General features: G+C 70.4%; 15 protein-coding genes. 11 read left to right on the forward strand and 4 right to left on the reverse strand.

All coding sequences use genetic code 11. From position 1 onward, the window contains the following. Positions 1 to 16: 16 nt before the first annotated feature. The 10 genes from mltG (at position 17) to FLX07_RS30925 (ending at position 9,996) form a co-directional block, all read left to right on the forward strand. Positions 17 to 1,156 (forward strand): endolytic transglycosylase MltG, encoded by a 1,140-nt coding sequence (gene mltG, locus FLX07_RS30880; protein ID WP_223854214.1) that lies wholly within the window; start codon positions 17 to 19, stop codon positions 1,154 to 1,156. After that, positions 1,153 to 1,992: a shikimate dehydrogenase gene (locus FLX07_RS30885; RefSeq protein WP_142575212.1), complete on the forward strand. Its 840-nt coding sequence runs from the start codon at positions 1,153 to 1,155 to the stop codon at positions 1,990 to 1,992. Before mltG ends, FLX07_RS30885 begins: the two co-directional genes overlap by 4 nt. A gap of 337 nt (positions 1,993 to 2,329) precedes the next feature. Then, positions 2,330 to 2,926 (forward strand): translation initiation factor IF-3, encoded by a 597-nt coding sequence (gene infC / locus FLX07_RS30890; protein ID WP_268239482.1) that lies wholly within the window; start codon positions 2,330 to 2,332, stop codon positions 2,924 to 2,926. Between the two features lie 139 nt (positions 2,927 to 3,065). Then, positions 3,066 to 3,260, forward strand: coding sequence for a 50S ribosomal protein L35 (gene rpmI, locus FLX07_RS30895; RefSeq protein ID WP_142575214.1), 195 nt, complete (start codon positions 3,066 to 3,068; stop codon positions 3,258 to 3,260). 22 nt (positions 3,261 to 3,282) lie between these two features. Next, positions 3,283 to 3,663 (forward strand): 50S ribosomal protein L20, encoded by a 381-nt coding sequence (gene rplT, locus FLX07_RS30900; RefSeq protein ID WP_142575215.1) that lies wholly within the window; start codon positions 3,283 to 3,285, stop codon positions 3,661 to 3,663. A gap of 69 nt (positions 3,664 to 3,732) precedes the next feature. Then, positions 3,733 to 4,566, forward strand: a complete 834-nt coding sequence (locus tag FLX07_RS30905; RefSeq protein WP_142575216.1) for a TrmH family RNA methyltransferase — start codon at positions 3,733 to 3,735, stop codon at positions 4,564 to 4,566. A gap of 96 nt (positions 4,567 to 4,662) precedes the next feature. Continuing rightward, the gene (locus tag FLX07_RS30910; protein WP_142575217.1) at positions 4,663 to 5,757 is read left to right on the forward strand and encodes a sensor histidine kinase; all 1,095 of its coding nucleotides are present in this window, start codon (positions 4,663 to 4,665) and stop codon (positions 5,755 to 5,757) included. Between the two features lie 109 nt (positions 5,758 to 5,866). After that, a complete protein-coding gene (gene pheS, locus FLX07_RS30915; protein ID WP_142575218.1) occupies positions 5,867 to 6,967 on the forward strand; it encodes a phenylalanine--tRNA ligase subunit alpha in 1,101 nt (366 codons plus the stop codon). Continuing rightward, entirely contained in the window at positions 6,967 to 9,537 is a 2,571-nt protein-coding gene (locus FLX07_RS30920) for a phenylalanine--tRNA ligase subunit beta (protein ID WP_142575219.1), read from the forward strand. The genes pheS and FLX07_RS30920 overlap by 1 nt, the downstream gene beginning before the upstream one ends. Positions 9,538 to 9,705: 168 nt before the next feature. Further along, positions 9,706 to 9,996 carry a hypothetical protein gene (locus FLX07_RS30925; protein ID WP_229689704.1) on the forward strand — a complete coding sequence of 97 codons (291 nt, stop codon included), beginning with the start codon at positions 9,706 to 9,708 and terminating at the stop codon, positions 9,994 to 9,996. A gap of 8 nt (positions 9,997 to 10,004) precedes the next feature. Here FLX07_RS30925 and FLX07_RS30930 read toward each other — a convergent pair whose 3' ends face one another. Next, complete coding sequence (locus FLX07_RS30930; RefSeq protein WP_142575220.1) at positions 10,005 to 13,184, reverse strand: penicillin acylase family protein; 3,180 nt, start codon at positions 13,182 to 13,184, stop codon at positions 10,005 to 10,007. Between the two features lie 324 nt (positions 13,185 to 13,508). Here FLX07_RS30930 and FLX07_RS30935 point away from each other — a divergent pair, with 324 nt between their 5' ends. Continuing rightward, complete coding sequence (locus tag FLX07_RS30935) at positions 13,509 to 13,730, forward strand: hypothetical protein (RefSeq protein ID WP_142575221.1); 222 nt, start codon at positions 13,509 to 13,511, stop codon at positions 13,728 to 13,730. A gap of 416 nt (positions 13,731 to 14,146) precedes the next feature. Here the strand turns inward: FLX07_RS30935 and FLX07_RS30940 are convergent, their stop codons facing one another. From FLX07_RS30940 to FLX07_RS30950, 3 genes are all read right to left on the reverse strand, one after another. Next, the gene (locus FLX07_RS30940; RefSeq protein ID WP_142575222.1) at positions 14,147 to 15,310 is read right to left on the reverse strand and encodes a polysaccharide deacetylase family protein; all 1,164 of its coding nucleotides are present in this window, start codon (positions 15,308 to 15,310) and stop codon (positions 14,147 to 14,149) included. Between the two features lie 189 nt (positions 15,311 to 15,499). Continuing rightward, complete coding sequence (locus FLX07_RS30945; RefSeq protein ID WP_142575223.1) at positions 15,500 to 16,420, reverse strand: MFS transporter; 921 nt, start codon at positions 16,418 to 16,420, stop codon at positions 15,500 to 15,502. Positions 16,421 to 16,602: 182 nt separating this feature from the next. Beyond that, positions 16,603 to 17,718, reverse strand: a complete 1,116-nt coding sequence (locus FLX07_RS30950; RefSeq protein ID WP_142575224.1) for a polysaccharide deacetylase family protein — start codon at positions 17,716 to 17,718, stop codon at positions 16,603 to 16,605. Positions 17,719 to 17,945 lie beyond the last annotated feature (227 nt).

Raw genomic sequence — 17,945 nt, forward strand, 5'->3', positions numbered from 1 at the left:
TATGAATGATCTGGACATGGACATCCTGCTCGGCGCCGAGGACGACGACGGTTCTCCCCGGCGCCGGACCTCTGGTAGCCGGACCCAGCAGCGGCGCAGCCGCAGACGCCGCAAGAAGCAGCGGCGCAAGGGCAGGGTCGCCACGCTTTTCGCCGTTGTGATCATCATCGGGGTCCTCGGCGGCCTCGGCTATTTCGGGTTCACCTGGGCGCGCAGCGTGATGATCCCCAAGGACTACAGCGGGGAGGGGCGCGGGGAGGTCGTCGTCGAGATCGAGGAGGGCGCGAGCGCCACCGACGTCGCCCAGATGCTGGAGGACGAGGGCGTCGTCGCCAGCGCCAGGGCGTTCGTCAACGCCATCGGCGCCGCGGGCAAGAGCTCCTCGCTCCAGCCGGGCCAGTACGAGATGCGCAAGGGCATGTCCGCCGCCTCGGCCCTGACCCTGCTCGACCCCAAGAACCGGATGCTCAACCGCCTGACCATCCGCGAGGGGCTGCGGCTCAGCAAGATCTACGAGGAGCTGTCGACCGCCACCGGCAAGCCGGTCGAGGACTTCAAGAAGGCCGCCCGCGCCGACATCGGGCTTCCCTCGTACGCCAAGGGCCGGCTGGAGGGCTTCGCGTTCCCGGCCACGTACGAGATCAGCAGCAAGCTCACCCCGCAGCAGATCCTCACCAAGATGGTCGACCGGTTCAACCAGACCGCGGATCGGGTCGACCTGGAGGGCCAGGCCAAGCAGCTCGGCTTCACCGCCAAGCAGATCATCGTCATCGCCAGCATCGTGCAGGCCGAGTCCGGCAGCGCCGAGGACATGCCGAAGGTCGCCCGGGTCATCTACAACCGGCTGACTTCCAATCCCCAGATGAAGCTGGGCATGGACAGCACGGTCATGTACGGCCTGAACAAGTACGGCATCGCGGCCTCGCACGCCGACCTGGAGAGCACCTCGCGGTACAACACCTACAAGTACTTCGGCCTGCCGCCCGGCCCGATCGCCAACCCCGGCGACCACGCGATCGAGGCCGCGCTGCACCCGGCGGACGGCAACTGGCTGTACTTCGTGACGGTCGACCCCAAGCGGGGCATCACCAAGTTCACCGACAAGGAGTCGGAGTTCTGGAAGCTCCGCGACGAGTTCAACAGGAACAACAAATGACCGCCACCGGCAGGCGTGCCGCCGTGCTGGGCTCCCCGATCGCGCACTCGCTGTCCCCGGTGCTGCACCGGGCGGCGTACGCGGCGATGGGCCTGGCGGACTGGCGCTACGACGCGATCGAGTGCGCGGAGGACGGGCTGGCAGACCTGGTCGGCGGGTGCGGCCCGCAGTGGGCGGGGCTGTCGCTCACGATGCCGCTCAAGCGGGCCGTGCTGCCGCTGCTCGACACCGTCTCCGACCTCGCCGTCGCGGTCGGCGGCGCCAACACGGTGGTGTTCCGCGACGGCGCGCGGCACGGTGAGAACACCGACGTGTACGGCATCGTCCAGGCGCTCGCGGAGGCGGGCGTGCCCGCCCCCGCCTCGGCGGTGGTCCTGGGCGGCGGCGCCACCGCGGCCTCGGCCGTCGCCGCCCTGCGGGAGACGGGCCTCGCGGAGGTCACGCTGGTCGTGCGCGACCCGGCCCGCGCGGGAGAGACTCTGCGGGTCGCCGAGCACCTCGGCACCACGGTGACCGTGCGCTCCTTCGGCGACTTCGACCCCGCGGCCGACCTGGTCGTCTCCACGCTGCCGTCCGGCGCGGCCGACGCGCTGGCCGAGCGGGTCGCGGCCGGCCTGCCCGAGAAGGCGGCCCTGTTCGACGTCGTCTACGCGCCCTGGCCGACGCCGCTGGCCGCGGCCGCAGGCGCGCGGGGCCGCACGGTGATCGGCGGGTTCCCGATGCTGCTGCACCAGGCGGCGCGGCAGGTCGAGCTGATGACCGGCCAGGCGGACGTGCCGGTGGAGGCGATGCGCTCCGCCGGCGAGGCCGAGATCGCCCGGCGCGCGGCCGCCTGAGCGCCGGCTGAGCGGCCCCTGAGCGCCGCGGGAGCACCACAGGAGCGCCACGGGGGGAGCGCTCCCGTGGCGCTCTGGTGGCAGGCCCGGAATACGTCGAGGGGTCTTCGGGCTTGTGGTAGCGTAGGAACTCGATCGGTCCGGCATGAGCTGGACGCGCAAGCGGAGGTCCACCTCCCACCTGCTCCGCCGAAAGGCGGACGGGTCCAGGATCCACCGGAGTTTTCGGCAGGAGAGCTCAGTGACCCCGCATGCGTGACGTGCGGGGTTTTGTTTTGCCCCGCGCGGTCGAGACAAGCGGAAGTCTTTTGGAGGTCCCATCAGCACCGAGCCCCGCATCAACGACCGTATTCGCGTGCCCGAGGTGCGCCTCGTCGGCCCGAACGGCGAACAGGTCGGCATCGTCTCCATAGGCGACGCACTGAAGCTGGCGCAGGAGAGCGATCTCGACCTGGTGGAGGTCGCGGCCACGGCACGCCCGCCCGTCTGCAAGCTCATGGACTACGGCAAGTTCAAGTACGAGTCGGCCATGAAGGCGCGCGAGGCCCGCCGCAACCAGGCCCACACGATCATCAAGGAGATCAAGCTCCGGCCGAAGATCGACCCGCACGACTACGAGACCAAGAAGGGTCACGTCGTGCGCTTCCTCAAGGCGGGAGACAAGGTCAAGGTCACGATCATGTTCCGGGGTCGCGAGCAGTCCCGGCCGGAGCTGGGCTTCCGGCTCCTGCAGCGCCTTGCCGAGGACGTGACCGACCTGGGGTTCGTCGAGTCGCAGCCGAAGCAGGACGGTCGCAACATGATCATGGTGATCGGGCCGCACAAGAAGAAGGCCGAGGCGAAGGCCGAGAAGGCCGCCGCAAAGGCCCGCGGCACCGACACCGACCCGCTGGAGGCGGAGCCCGCCGAGGAGCAGGCCGCGCAGCCGCAGTGACGTCCGCCTGAGCCACCAGGCGGGGCGCCGCAGACGCACATGGAAACCGAGACCGGGACGGTCTCGCGGTAAGGCAGGCCGTCGGCCCGGGTCACCGGCCCGGGCCGTCGGCACGGACGAAAGAGGAGAGACGGCTGAGATGCCGAAGATGAAGACGCACAGCGGTGCGAAGAAGCGGTTCCGGCTCACCGGAACCGGCAAGGTTGTCCGCCGCCGCGCCAACCGGAAGCACCTGTTCGAGCACAAGCCGTCCACTCGCACGCGCCGTCTCGAGGGTGTCGTCGTCATGTCCGACGCCGACACCAAGAAGATCAAGAAGCTGCTCGCGAAGTAACGACCCGGGGAGATAGAACAACATGGCACGCGTGAAGCGGGCGCTCAACGCCAAGAAGAAGCGCCGGGTCGTCCTTGAGCGGGCAAGCGGTTACCGCGGGCAGCGGTCGCGGCTCTACCGCAAGGCCAAGGAGCAGATGCTCCACTCGATGACCTATGCGTACCGGGACCGCAAGGACAAGAAGGGCACGTTCCGCCGGCTGTGGATCCAGCGGATCAACGCCGCCGCCCGCGCGAACGGCGTCACCTACAACCGGTTCATCCAGGGCCTGCGCCTGGCCGGCATCGAGGTGGACCGCAAGATCCTCGCGGACCTCGCGGTGAACGACACGCAGACCTTCGCCACGCTGGTCGAGTCCGCCAAGAAGGCGCTCCCGTCCGACGTGAACGCGCCGGTCGCCTGACACCTGCGCACAGACGAGGGCCCGCCGCCTACGGCGGGCCCTCATTCACGTCAAGGGGGACAAGCGGGCATGGCGGAGCTCACCAACATCAAGTCGCCGCGCGTCAAGGCGGCCCGCAGGCTGACCAAGCGGGCTTTCCGGGACCGCGACCGGGCGTTCCTGGCGGAAGGGCCGCAGGCGGTCCGCGAGGCACTCGCGCTCAAGGACGTCACGGTCGAACTGTTCACGACGGTCGAGGCGGAGACGCGGCACGCCGACATCGTGGCCGCCGCCGTCGCGGCGGGCGTCCCGGTCCACCGCGCGAGCGGTGAGGTCATGTCGGAGCTGACCCAGACGGTCACTCCGCAGGGCCTGCTGGCCGTGTGCCGGTTCGTGCACGTCCCGGCGGCCGAGGCGGTGCCGCGGGGGGCCCGGCTGGTGGCGATCCTCGCCCATGTGCGTGATCCCGGCAACGCGGGCACGGTCCTGCGTACGGCCGACGCCGCGGGCGCCGACTCGGTGGTGTTCACCGACGCGTCCGTGGACCCGTACAACGCCAAGTGCGTGCGGGCCAGCGCGGGCAGCCTGTTCCACCTGCCGGTCGTGACCGGCATCCCCGTGGCGGACGCCGTACGGCACGCTAAGGAGGCGGGGCTGCGCGTGCTCGCGGCCGACGGCGCGGGCACCCGGACGCTCGACGAGGTCGCCCTCGACGTGCCCACCGCCTGGCTGTTCGGCAACGAGGCGTGGGGGCTGCCGCCCGAGCTCCTCGCCCTGGCCGACGAGGTGGTGCGCGTCCCGATCTACGGGCGGGCGGAGAGCCTCAACCTCGCCACCGCGGCCGCAGTCTGCCTGTACGCCTCCGCGCGCGCTCAGAGGCAGACCTTACATTCCGTGGAAGATCCCACTACCCCCACGCTCTGAGGCTGCTGCCGAGCCCGGGAAACCCGCTATTGTCGGCGAAGGAGTCGCGCAGGACGCGGCGGCGCGCGCAGTTCCGGAGCTCGAGGAGGCGCTCTCGTGCGAGGTGACGACACCCCCGGCGGCACCCTTGAGGGGGACGCCGGAGGGCGGGCGCGCATCGACGTCGACGACCTTCCCGACGGCCTCGTCGCCACCGACGCCGACGGTGTGATCCTGATGGTCAACCGGGCCGCGGAGCGGCTGACCGGGGTGACCAGACAGGCGGCGGTGGGCAGGTTCGTCGGCGACGTGCTGCCGATGCGGGACCAGGACGGTCGCGACTGGTGGAAGTGGCTCGACCCGCAGGGCGGGCTGTCCATCCGAAGTCGCCAGCCGGAACGGCCGCTGCACCTGCCCGGCCGCCAGGAGATGCTGGTCGCCGCGCGCTTCGTCCGCACGCCGCCGCGCGGCGGAGAGGTGGAGCGCGTCGTGATCACGCTGCGCGACGCCTCCGCCCGTGCCCGGATCGAGCGCAGCCGCGCCGACCTGGTCTCGACCGTGGCCCATGAGCTGCGCTCGCCGCTGACCAGCGTCAAGGGGTTCACCGCGACGCTGCTGGCAAAGTGGGAGCGCTTCACCGACGCGCAGAAGCGCGTCATGCTGGAGACGGTCAACGCCGACGCCGACCGGGTGACGCGGCTGATCACCGAGCTGCTCGACGTCTCGCGCATCGAGTCGGGCAGGGTGGAGATCCACCGCCAGATCGTGGACGTGCCGGCCCGGGTCCGCAGGATCGTCGCGGGCCGGGTGGCGGCGGGGGAGCCCGAGGACCGCTTCCGGCTGGAAATCCTCGGCGAACTGCCGGAGATGTGGCTCGACCAGGACAAGATTGACCAGATTCTCGCGAACCTGGTGGAAAACGCGGTGCGCCACGGGCGCGGTACGGTGACCATAGTGGTGGAGCCGGTCGAATGGGGTGTGGCGGTGTCGGTGCGGGACCAGGGTGAGGGCGTGGCGCCCGAGCTGGTCGGCCGCGTCTTCCGCCAGTTCTGGCGGGGCAACGGCCGCCGCCGCGGGGGGACCGGCCTCGGCCTGTTCATCGTCAAGGGCCTCATCGAGGCCCACGGCGGCACCATCAGCGTGCAGCGCGCGCCCGGCGGCGGCGCGGAGTTCCGATTTACCTTGCCCACCGGCACCCCTGACTTCGCCTGAGCCTTTTCCACAGGCCGATCGCGCGGAGGACGGCCCGGTGGGCTGATCGGACTAAACTGACCACGCTGAGCGCAGGGCGCTCGCAGGCCCCTGGATACGGAGCTCTCTCTTGTCGAATACCTATGACCCGGTCGAGGTGACGCCGCTGCACGCCGACGAGGTCGCGCGGGCGCAGGCCGACGCTCTCGCCGCCATCGCCGCGGCCCGCGACCTCGACGATTTGAAGCAGGCCAGGCTGACGCACGTGGGCGACCGCTCGCCCATCGCGCTGGCGAACCGTGAGATCGGCGCGCTGCCGCCCGCCGCGCGCGCCGAGGCGGGCAAGCGGATCGGCACCGCGCGCAAGGCGATCGGCGAGGCGCTCGCCGCGCGCCAGGCCGAGCTGGAGGCCGAGCGGGACGCGCGGGTCCTCATCGAGGAGACGGTCGACGTCACGTTGCCCTGGGATCGGGCGCCGCGCGGCGCCCGGCACCCGCTGACCACCCTGCAGGAGCGCATCGCCGACGCGTTCGTGGCGATGGGGTACGAGGTGGCGGAGGGGCCAGAGCTCGAGGGCGAGTGGTTCAACTTCGACGCGCTGAACATCGCCCCCGACCACCCGGCCAGGTCCGACCACGACACGTTCTTCGTGGAGAGCGTCGACTCCGGCAAGGTGCTGCGCACCCAGACCTCGCCGGTGCAGATCAGGGCCCTGCTGTCGCGCCCGCTGCCGGTGTACGTGGTGTCGCCGGGCAAGACCTTCCGTACCGACGAGCTGGACGCCACGCACACCCCGGTCTTCCACCAGGTCGAGGGCCTGGCGATCGACAAGGGGCTGACGATGGCCCACCTGAAGGGCACGCTCGACCGGTTCGCCGAGGTGATGTTCGGCGCGGGGATCACCACCCGCTTCCGGCCGCACTACTTCCCGTTCACCGAGCCGTCGGCCGAGCTCGACCTGCGCTGCTTCGTCTGCCGCGGTTCCTCGGCGGTGCCGGGCAATCCGCCCTGCCGCACCTGCAAGTCGGAGGGCTGGATCGAGTGGGGCGGCTGCGGCATGGTCAACCCGCGCGTGCTGCTCGCCTGCGGCGTCGACCCCGCCGTCTACTCGGGATTCGCCTTCGGCATGGGCGTGGAGCGGACGCTGATGTTCCGCCACAACGCCGAGGACATGCGTGACATGGTCGAGGGCGACATCCGGTTCACCCTGCCGTTCGGAATGGAGGTCTGATGAAGGTCCCGCTTTCATGGCTGCGGGAGTACGTCGATCTCCCCGCGGTCACCGCCCAGGAAGTGGCCGACCGGCTCACCGCCGCCGGCCTCAAGCTGGAGGCCATCCACTCGCACGGCCACGAGATCAAGAACGTCGTGGTCGGCCGGGTCCTCGAGATCGAGGAGCTGGCCGGGTTCAAGAAGCCCATCCGGCACTGCAAGGTCGAGGTGGGGGAGGCGACGCCGCGCGAGATCGTCTGCGGCGCGACGAACTTCTCCGAGGGCGCCGTGGTCCCGGTCGCGCTGCCCGGCGCGGTGCTTCCCGGCGGCTTCGAGATCGGCTCCCGCAAGACCTACGGGCGCCTGTCCGACGGCATGATCTGCTCGGAGGCAGAGCTCGGCATCGCCGAGTCCTCCCCGGGCATCCTGCTGCTGCCGCGCGACACCCCGATCGGCGCCGACGTGGTCGAGCTGCTCGGCCTGCGTGACGACGTGCTCGAACTGGAGGTCGCCACCGACCGCGGGTACGCCCTGTCGATCCGCGGCGTCGCCCGTGAGGCGGCCATCGCGTTCGGCGTGCCGTTCCGCGACCCGGCCGCGAGCGAGGCGGAGTCCGGCGGCGGCGAGTCCTGGCCCGCGGCGATCGCCGACCCCACCGCCTGCGACCGCTTCGTGCTGCGCTCTGTCACCGGGTTCGACCCCGACGCCGAGTCTCCGCTGTGGATGCGGATGCGGCTGGCCCGCGCCGGCATGCGCTCGGTCTCGCTGGCCGTCGACATCACCAACTACGTGATGCTGGAGCTCGGCCAGCCCCTGCACGCCTTCGACCGGTCGCGCCTGTCCGGCCCGATCGTCGTACGGCGTGCCCGGCCGGGGGAGACGCTGGAGACGCTCGACCACGTGGTGCGCACGCTCCACGACGAGGACATCCTCATCACCGACGACTCGGGCCCGATCTCGATGGCCGGCACGATGGGCGGCCTGCACACGGAGATCTCCGAGACCTCGATCGACATCGTCATCGAGGCGGCGCACTTCTCCGCCACCGGCATCGCCCGTGAGTCGCGACGGCACAACCTGGTGAGCGAGGCGTCCAAGCGGTTCGAGCGCGGCGTCGACCGCGAGCTGCCCCTGGCCGCGTCGTGGCGTGCGGTCCAGCTCCTGGTCGAGCTGGGCGGGGCCGTCGCCGATCCCGGCGTGACCCACGCACAGGTGGACGTCTCGCCGGTGCGGATCACCATCCCGGCCGACCACCCCAGCCGAGTGGCGGGCGTGACGTACGAGCGGGAGAGCGTGATCCGCAGGCTGGAGCAGATCGGCTGCGTGGTGACGGAGGGCGCCGCCCCCGCCGCCTCGGCCGGGCACGGCGTCGCGGCCACCGGCGTGCTCGCCTCCGGCGACCTCGCCGACCGGCTGGCCGTCCACGGCGACGACCTGATCACGGTGACGCCGCCGACGTGGCGCCCCGACCTGACCGACCCGAACGACCTCGCGGAGGAGGTCGTCCGGCTTGAGGGGTATGACCGCATCCCGTCGGTGCTGCCGCCCGCTCCGGCCGGGGGCGGGCTGACCGAGGCGCAGCGGCTGCGCCGCCGGGTGGGCCGGGCCCTGGCGCAGGCGGGCTACGTGGAGGTGCTCGCCTACCCGTTCATGGGGCCGCGCGACCTCGACAACCTGCTGCTGCCCGAGCAGGACGCGCGCAGGCGGGCGACCCGGCTGGTCAATCCGCTCAGCGAGGACGAGCCGTACATGCGGACCACGCTGCTGCCGGGCCTGCTGAAGACCCTGGTGCGCAACGTGGGCCGCGGCTTCTCCGACGTGGCGCTGTTCGAGTCCGGGCTGGTCTATCGGCCCGAGCCGCAGGCCCCCGCGACTGCTCCGGTCCTGCCGGTCGACCGCAGGCCCACGCAGGAGGAGCTGGCGGCGATCGAGACGGCGCTGCCGAGGCAGCCGCTCCGGGTGGCCGTGGTGCTGGCGGGCGAGTTCGAGCGCTCCGGCTGGTGGGGTGAGGGCCGGCAGGCGTCCTGGGCGGACGCCGTCGAGGCGGCCCGCACGGTCGCGCGGGCGGCGGGCGTGGAGCTCGGCGTCCGGGCCGACCAGCACGAGCCGTGGCACCCAGGGCGGTGCGCCGCGCTGACCGTCACCGACGCGGAGACCGGCGAGCCGGTGCCGGTCGGTCACGCCGGCGAGCTGCACCCCCGGGTCGTCGAGGCCTACGGGCTGCCGCCGCGCACCTGCGCGATGGAGCTGGAGCTGTCGCTGCTCAGCCCCGACGGGCCGGTGCAGGCGCCCGCCGTGTCCGCCTACCCGGTGGCCACGCAGGACGTCGCGCTGACCGTCGCCGTGTCCACCCCGGTCGCCGAGGTGGAGGCCGCCCTCCGGGCGGGGGCGGGCGAGCTGCTGGAGTCGATCAGGCTGTTCGACGTCTACACCGGCCCGCAGGTGGGCGAGGGCAACAAGTCCCTGGCCTACACGCTGCGGTTCCGGGCGCTCGACCGTACGCTCACGGTCGAGGAGACCACGGCGGCGCGCGACGCCGCCGTCGCCCTCGCCGCCGAGCGCACCGGAGCCCAGCTCCGCGGCGCCTGAGCAATGATCACTAGGGCATGATCGCCTGAGCGGGTGCCGGCACGAGGCGAAGCAAGCGTGCTTCGCCTCGCGTGCTCCAGCCGGGCACAGTGCTTAGCCGGGCATCGTGCTTCACGGGGGCATCGTGCTTCAGTGGAACACGGTGCTCTGATGGGGCACCGTGCTTCAGTGGGCACGGTGCCGGCACCCGCGGTCGTCTCTTCCGGAGGATCGGTGCGTCACCTGCTGGTGTTCCCCGAGCGGGACAGCGCGGAGGAGTCCGCCGAGAGCGTGGCCGAGCTGTTCCCGGCACTCGGCGTTCCCGGCGTCGTCCGTGAGCTGCTCGCGGGTGAGGACGACGCCGAGGACGCCCAGTGGGTGGTCGTCGTGGACGACCCGGCCGGCGCCCTCGGCCCGGCCGATCTCGCCCGGCTCGACGCCCTCGCCGAGGAGGGCGAGGGCTGGCGCGAGCCGGGCTGACCGGCGTCCTACCTGCCGTACACCTCGAAGGAGTACAGCGAGTAGCCGTAGCCGGTGCCGCGCTTGACGCCCTGCATCCGCACGTACCGCGCGCCGGTCGGCGCGAACGTGATCGTGTCCACGCCGCCGTCGCCCGTGGTCGTCTGCGCGACACTGGTCCACGTCGCGCCGTCCGCCGAGGTCTGGATCCGGTACGACGAGCCGTAGGCCGTCTCCCAGCGCAGGATCACCCGTCCCACGGTCTTCGCCGAGCCGAGATCGACCTGGATGTACTGGTTGTCGCTCCACCCGCTGGCCCACCGGCTGGCGGGGTCTCCGTCGACGGCCTTGGCGGGGCTGTAGGAGCCCTGCGTGCTCGACGCGCTCGCCGTACGGCCCAGGGCGAGGTCGGTCACGTCGTCGCCGCGGTGCGCGGGGAATGAGACGACCTGCTGGTAGGTCGGCCGGTTCTGCCAGGAGATCAGCGAGTGCTTGACGCCTCCGAGCGGCGACTGCCGAACGGCGTCGGCGCACCACTGGTCGCCCGCCGAGCAGGAGTCGTCACCCGGGTAGGTCGTCGCCGCCGGTTCGGCCAGCGCCGCGGACAGGCTGTCCAGCAGGACCGTACGGCAGGCCACCACACTCGCCCCGCAGTACTTCGCGGGCAGGGGAGCGGCCACCGGGTCGCCCAGCACGGCCCGGATGTCCTTGTCGACGTAGCCCCACCACCCGTACTGGAACGACGACCCCTTGTGCGCCTGCGCCTCGCCGGCCGAGCCGGGCAGCGAGGAGACGTCGCCCTGCTGGTGCCCGGACGGCGACTCGTTGATCTGCAGCGCGTTGACCAGCGCCTGGTAGAGCCCGTCGCCCAGCCCGGGCCGGAACTGCGCCCGCACCAGCTTCGGCCACCACGCGTCGAAGATCCGGATGGCGTCGGCGTGCGCATAGGTCTTGCTGCCCTTGGCGGTCTCCTGCCGTTTGGCGCCCGCGGCGGCCCAGGCGGACAGCTTGGAGACGGCCGAGGCCAGGGCGGGGTCGGAGACGGACGTGCTGTTGACCACGCGCAGCAGCGTGGGCAGCACCTTCCATCCGCGCAGGTCGGTCGTCGCGGCCGACGCCATGACCTTCACGACCCCGGCGCGGTCGAGGGTGCCCGAGGACAGGGCCGCCTTGACCGGTGCGTCCAGCAGGTCGGCCCGGTGGACCGCGCCGAAGCTGAAGTTGCCGTCGGCCGCGCCGAAGTCGGTGGCCTGCTTGTTGTTCCAGCTCACGAAGTAGTCCTGGTTGACCGCCTGCGGGTGGGCCGAGGGCGGGAGATAGGACGCCGTGTTGACCGCCGGGTCGAAGCCGCTCCACTCGTGGGCGGCGTCGCCCGTCATGGGCAGGTTCGGATCGGACACCGCCGACCGCACGGGAACGTTGCCGGACATGAAGTACGCCGCGTCTGCGGAATTCACGTAGAACCAGTTGAACGCGAAGCCGATGGTGGAGGCCGAGTCGCGGAAGGCGGTCGCCGAGCCCATCTCCGCGGGGTCGTTGAACATCTGGAAGCCGATCGCGGAGTCCGCCTCGTGCTGATAGGTCGAGCGCAGCGCGGTGAACGCCGTCGGCACGCCGCCGACCGTGCCCCGCCAGGTGACCAGGCCATACTTGGTCCGCTTGATGACCAGGTCATACGACCCGGCGGCGGTGGAGTCGGCCGTGTTGGGCTTCCAGGAGTTGGTCTTCTTCAGGGTCTCCATCGGCGTGCAGACGCCGTGGTAGAGGTAGTGGTCGCTGGAGACCGCGGGCGTGCCGCCGTTCGGGTCGCACAGCGTCACGGCGTAGGTGTCGGTGATGTCCTCGGCGGCGGAGGTGGCGCTCCAGGCGTAGTCGGTGCCGCGTCCGAGCAGCACGTAGAGGTTGAGCCCGGCGAAGGCCGCGCCACGCGCCCGGATACCGGGCCCGGACAGCTCCTCCAGCATGAGCAGTTGCGGCGCGAAATAGCCGGTCTGCGGACCGAATACGGCGATCGGATGGCCGCCGGTCGCCTTGGCGGCCGAGACCACGATGGCGTTGGACATCTCCGGCTTGGAGTTGTCCACCGTGAGCCCGGTCAGCGCGCTCTTGACCTGCGTGGTCGCGGACGTCGCGGTGCCGGTCTCGTTGGCCGTGATGTCGACCGGCGCGGTCGTGCCCGCGTCGGGCAGCACCACTCCGGTCGCGCCGGCCGGGGCCGTCCCGAAGGGGAAGCTCTGCCCGTTGTGCAGGGTGAGCACGGTCTCCGGGTCGTTCTGCGAGCGGAGGGCCGCCCACGTTCGGTCGCCCTCGGCGGCGCCGTACTTCGCCCGCGCGGCCACGCGTACGAGGGCGGACTGCATCTCGGCGCCGCCACCACCGCCGAACAGACCGCCGATCACGCCGGAGACCGCGATCAGGTCGGTCATCCGGAAGGCCTCCGGGCCGCCCTTGTTCGTGATCGCGTCGAGGTGGCCGGTGAGCACGTACTCACCCGGGCAGTTGCGGCCGGCCATGCAGTGGTCGATGTACGCGTTGATCCCGTCGACGTAGTTCTGCACGTCCGCGTAGAGCTGGGCGCCCCGGGTCCCGGCCGTCTTCAACCGGTCGATCTGGGCCTGGAGGTCGGCCTCGGTGTAGGGGGAGTTGCGCCAGACGCTCTGCTCCAGCTCCCTGTTGCCAGCGGCGCCACCGGCGAACGGCGTCAGCTCGCCCCGGCCGACGTGGCGCATGAGGTCCATCAGCCACAGGCGGTCCTGCGCACCGGCGTATCCCGCCCCGAACATGGTGCCCTCGCGGGTGGTGCCGGTGACGTGCGGGACACCGGTCGCCTTGTCGCGGACGATGGTGACATCCGAGCGCGGGCTGACCGTGCTGCCGACCTGGTCCGCCGGCACGCCGAACGAGCTGTCGTTGAAGAACGCGGTGATCTGCTCGTCGGTCAGGCCGGTGTAGCCCGAGACGAGGTCGGCGTACTTGCCGAGCTGGTCCTTGCTGTGGACCGGGTACGTGCCGAGGGCCTGGTTGCCGAGGATGTCGACGAGGGTGGCGTTACCGTTCTGCCCGGGTGGCAGGACGTCCGCGCACTGGCCCAGGCAGTAGTCGTCGGGAGGGTAGTAGGGGGCCGCGGCGGCCGGCGCCGCCGGCAGGCAGACGGCGACGAGAGCCAGCGCGGCGGCAGCGGTGATCGCCCGTCGAAGGCGCGCGTACATGGGGGAACTTCCCTTCGCGATGTCGGGGGGGTGTGAAGGGACCAAGGTTCGTGCTGTTCACGCGCGTGAATGTGAGTGGTGCTCAACTCCGGACGATACGCGCGGGTAACCAGAGGATCAATGCCCATTCAGCGGTGATCACGTCTGCCCGCCTGATCGCGGCCGGAACACCGGTCCGGCATATGAAATTCTCGGTGCGTTGGAACGGCCGTGTGGGCTTTCTCTTTTTCCCGACCGGAACGCAGGGGGCCGGCGCGCCCTTTTTCGCGTTCGCGTTTCCGGTCGGTGACGGCGTCGCAGGGGGCGCGGGTCACGATCGAAGGTGTGTTCCTGACCGAGCTTCCCGAGGGCGTCGTGTCGGCTGACAAGCGCCGGGATCTACTGCACCACGAATATCATCGCGCTCAGCAGTGGAATTGCTCTGCGGATAGGACGGGCGGATGGTACGCCTTCGCCATCCTCTACTTCCTGAAAGGCTCTGATCCTTGGGGAATCACGTTCGAGCAGCAGGCCGGATGGAAGGGCGGAAGATACACGCAACGTTAGGAGGCCGCTTCCTATCCGCCGTCGCGGCCACCTCCACGCTTGTGGCCGTACTCGCCGCCTGCACGCAACGAGAGGGGGCGCGGTCAGCGTCATGAGGTCCCAGGACGGCGCCCCCTCCGTCGCCGTCACCTGGTGCGACGACCCCCGCGCCGCTGGATCACGGTTTTCATCGCGAGGGACATCTGCGGTTGAGCCGTCGTCTTACCCGGCTGTTTGTGTTCCGGCGGCCGGGGAGCGCCGGTCCGTCCTGCGCAGAGAGCGTCGATGAAGGTGCGGCGCTCAGGGAGAGCGCCGCACCGTTCCTGGCGGTCAGCCCACGCGGCAGGAGACCGACGGCCAGGTTCATACGACAAGGGCGGCCGGGTCGTGGCCCGCGATGTGCCGGGGGTGTTCCGCACTACGGGCCACAGGTCGGGCTATCTGTTCCAGGTCCACTTCTGGTTGGTGCCGCCGTGGCAGGCATACAGCTGGATCTGGGTGCCATTGCCGGTGCCCTGCCCGACGGCGTCCAGGCACAGCCCGGACTGAACGCCCTGGATGGAGCCGTCGGAGTTGATGCGCCACTTCTGGTTGTCGCCGCCCCAGCAGCCGTAGATCTGCACCTTGGCGCCGTTGCCGGTGCCGGCCGCGTCCAGGCACTTGTTGCCGTACACGCGGATCTCACCGGCAGAGGTGGAGCTCCAGGTCTGGTTGGTCTGGCCGTTGCAGTCGTACAGCTGCACCTGCGTGCCGTCGGCGGTGCTCGCGTTCGGCACGTCCACGCAGCGGCCCGAGGCGACACCCCTGATCGACCCACTGCCACCACCAGAGGTGGGAGTCGCGCTGGGGGACTGGGGGCTTGTCGGGGACGGGGAGGCGGGTCCGCTGCCGTCGGGGGCGACGGCGCGTCCGGTGGTGGGGGAGATCATGCCGGCGCAGAGGTTGCGGCTGCGGAGGTTGGCGGCGATTTGTGAGATGGCTTGGACGGTTGTGGAGTATTGGTCGTGCATGAGGATGATTTGGCCGTTCTGGAGGCGGCCGGCGGCTTGGACGATTTGTGAGGTGCTGGCGCCGTTCCAGTCTTGGGAGTCGACGTCCCAGATGATCTCTCTGAGTCCGAGTTGTTGTTCGACTGACTTGAGTGTGGAGTTGGTTTCGCCGTATGGGGGGCGGAACAGTTTGGGTGCGGTGCCGGTGGCCTGTTGGATGGCCTGCTGGGTGCGCTGGAGTTCTGACTGGATTTGGGAGCTGCTCATCTGGGTGAGGTGGGGGTGGGTCCAGCTGTGGTTGCCGACCCACATGCCTGCGTCGACTTGGGCTCTGACCAGGGAGGGGTTGTTCTGGGCGTTTTGGCCGATGTTGAAGAACGTGGCGCGCAGGCCGTTCGATCTGAGGGTGTTGAGCAGGTTGGTGGTGTTGCTGGGGTTGGGGCCGTCGTCGTAGGTCAGGCCGACGTACCCGCTGCTGCAGTCGGCCGCCTGTGCGGCGGTGGCCGAGAAGGTCACGGTGGCGAGCGCCGCGGTCACGACGCCCGCGAGCGCCGTGGCGAGGGTCGTGCGTAAGCCTTTACGTCTTCCGATGGGTGCGGCGCTGTCGGCCATGTGTGCTCCTCGGATCGGGGAGGGCCGGACGGTGCTGTCCACCGGTGGGTGAGCGCCGCCCGGCCCAGGGGTTCGCCGGGGCATCATTCTGGAAAGCATCACTGAAACATGTCAAAGGGTCATTAGAAATGTTTCAGCTGGATGAACCGATCAAGTCCGCGTTGCCCAGCCGAAACGCCGATGAACATTTCATGCCTCTACGGTCTCCCGAGGGCGGAGGGCGATCGCGTGCTCGTCGGTCCGCGCGTCGTACCCGCGGAACTTGGGCAGCGCCGCCGCCATCATGCCGACCGCGGCCACGCACAGCAGCCCGCCCACCCCCAAGGAGAGGCGGGCGCCGCCCGCGACGGCGAGGAACAGGAAGACGAGCCAGATGTCCGGCATCAGGGCGGCGAGCGCCACGGCGACGCCCCACAGGGTGGCCGAGACGATGACGGCGAGCCCGTGCCGATGGACGTGGGCCGTCCAGCCCGAGGTGAGTGAGGCGATCACCACGCCCACGCCGCCGGCCGCGTACAGCACTCCGACGGCCTTGGGCGCGCCGAGGTTCTCGGCCAGGAAGGGGAACAGGGCGGTGGAACTGGCGAAGGCCATCGCGGCGATGTCCACGAGATAGGTGCCCATCAGATCCGGCCGTCGCAGCGCGTACCGCACGCCTTCCAGCAAGGAACGCAGTGACGCGGGGGTGGGCTCCTCGGCGCGGGGGACCGCGCCGACCCTCACCAGCAGCGCCAGGGACAGCAGGAACGTGGCGACGTCGACGCCGTAGGAGGCGGCCGGACCGAGGGTGGCCACGATGAGACCCCCCGCGGCCGGTCCCGCGATCATGGCGGCGTTGAGGACCAGGCCCTGCAAGGCGAACGCCGCGGGCATCCGGTCCAGCGGCAGCACCCGGTTGATCAGTGCCTGCTCGCTTGGCCTGCGTACGCTGCCGAGCCCGGCGGCCAGCGCCCCCGCGGCGTACAGCACCCACACCTGCGGCCTGGGCAGCAGCGCGTTGACGAGCAGGAGCACCCGAGGAGAGGCACAACCCGGCTCGCTCAGTATCACGATCGTGCGCCGGTCGCGCGCGTCGGCGATCGCGCCGCCCCACAGGCCGCACACCACCATCGGTACGAACTCGGCGAGTCATCTCAACGAGACGCCCCTACGAGGGCAACTGCTTTTCCGCCTCGCGCGTGCCGGTGTGGAGCACCCGGAAACACGACGGCCGTACGGCGAGAGGGTCGTCCCCTCCCGCCGTACGGCCGTCGGGTCTCCCTGAGATCAAGGGAGTCCCGTCGTGTTCTCCGTCAGGACGCGCTGCAGGTCAGCGTCGGCGTGGCGGCGGTGCCGTTGCCGAGGAAGCCGAAGGTGGTGGAGGCGCTCGCGCCCAAAGTGCCGTTCCACGACTCGTTGCGCACACTGACGGCGGAGCCGGAACCGGCCAGGAGGCCTCCCCACAGCTGGCTGATGGTCTGGGAACCGGGCCAGCTCCAGGTCACCGTCCAGCCGCTGATCGCCGAACTGCCCGCACGCACCGTCACGTTGGACTGGAACCCGCCGGTCCAGGAGTTCACGGTCTCAATCGTCGCGGTGCAGCCGCCCGTTCCCGGCGGAGGCGTGAACGAGGGAGACGGAGACGGAGAGGGGCTGCGGCTGGGGCTTGGGCTGGGGGACTGGGGGCTTGTCGGGGACGGGGAGGCGGGTCCGCTGCCGTCGGGGGCGACGGCGCGTCCGGTGGGGGGGGAGATCATGCCGGCGCAGAGGGTGCGGCTGCGGAGGGTGGCGGCGATTTGTGAGATGGCTTGGACGGGTGTGGAGTATTGGGCGTGCATGAGGATGATTTGGCCGTTCTGGAGGCGGCCGGCGGCTTGGACGATTTGTGAGGTGCTGGCGCCGTTCCAGTCTTGGGAGTCGACGTCCCAGATGATCTCTCTGAGTCCGAGTTGTTGTTCGACTGACTTGAGTGTGGAGTTGGTTTCGCCGTATGGGGGGCGGAACAGTTTGGGTGCGGTGCCGGTGGCCTGTTGGATGGCCTGCTGGGTGCGCTGGAGTTCTGACTGGATTTGGGAGCTGCTCATCTGGGTGAGGTGGGGGTGGGTCCAGCTGTGGTTGCCGACCCACATGCCTGCGTCGACTTGGGCTCTGACCAGGGAGGGGTTGTTCTGGGCGTTTTGGCCGATGTTGAAGAACGTGGCGCGCAGGCCGTTCGATCTGAGGGTGTTGAGCAGGTTGGTGGTGTTGCTGGGGTTGGGGCCGTCGTCGTAGGTCAGGCCGACGTACCCGCTGCTGCAGTCGGCCGCCTGTGCGGCGGTGGCCGAGAAGGTCACGGTGGCGAGCGCCGCGGTCACGACGCCCGCGAGCGCCGTGGCGAGAGTTCTGCGTAAGCCTTTACGTCTTGCACTGGGCGCGGCGCTGTCGACCATGTCTGCTCCTCCGATCGAGGGGGACGGCCGGGCGGCGTTATCGCCGGTAGGGGAGCGCCGCCCGGCCCCGGGGTTCGCCGGAGGATCATTGTGAGAACCGGCTTTGAAACATGTCAAAGAACGGCTGAAAAATTTCGGGGCCACGGACCGATAAAAGACGACCTGTAATGCCGAAACGCCGATGAACATTTCACGCCGGCGAGCACTGCGTCCGGCGACTCCGCGAG

Origin of the sequence: Microbispora bryophytorum (assembly GCF_006874465.1) — a bacterium.
GTDB classification, from domain to species: domain Bacteria; phylum Actinomycetota; class Actinomycetes; order Streptosporangiales; family Streptosporangiaceae; genus Microbispora; species Microbispora bryophytorum.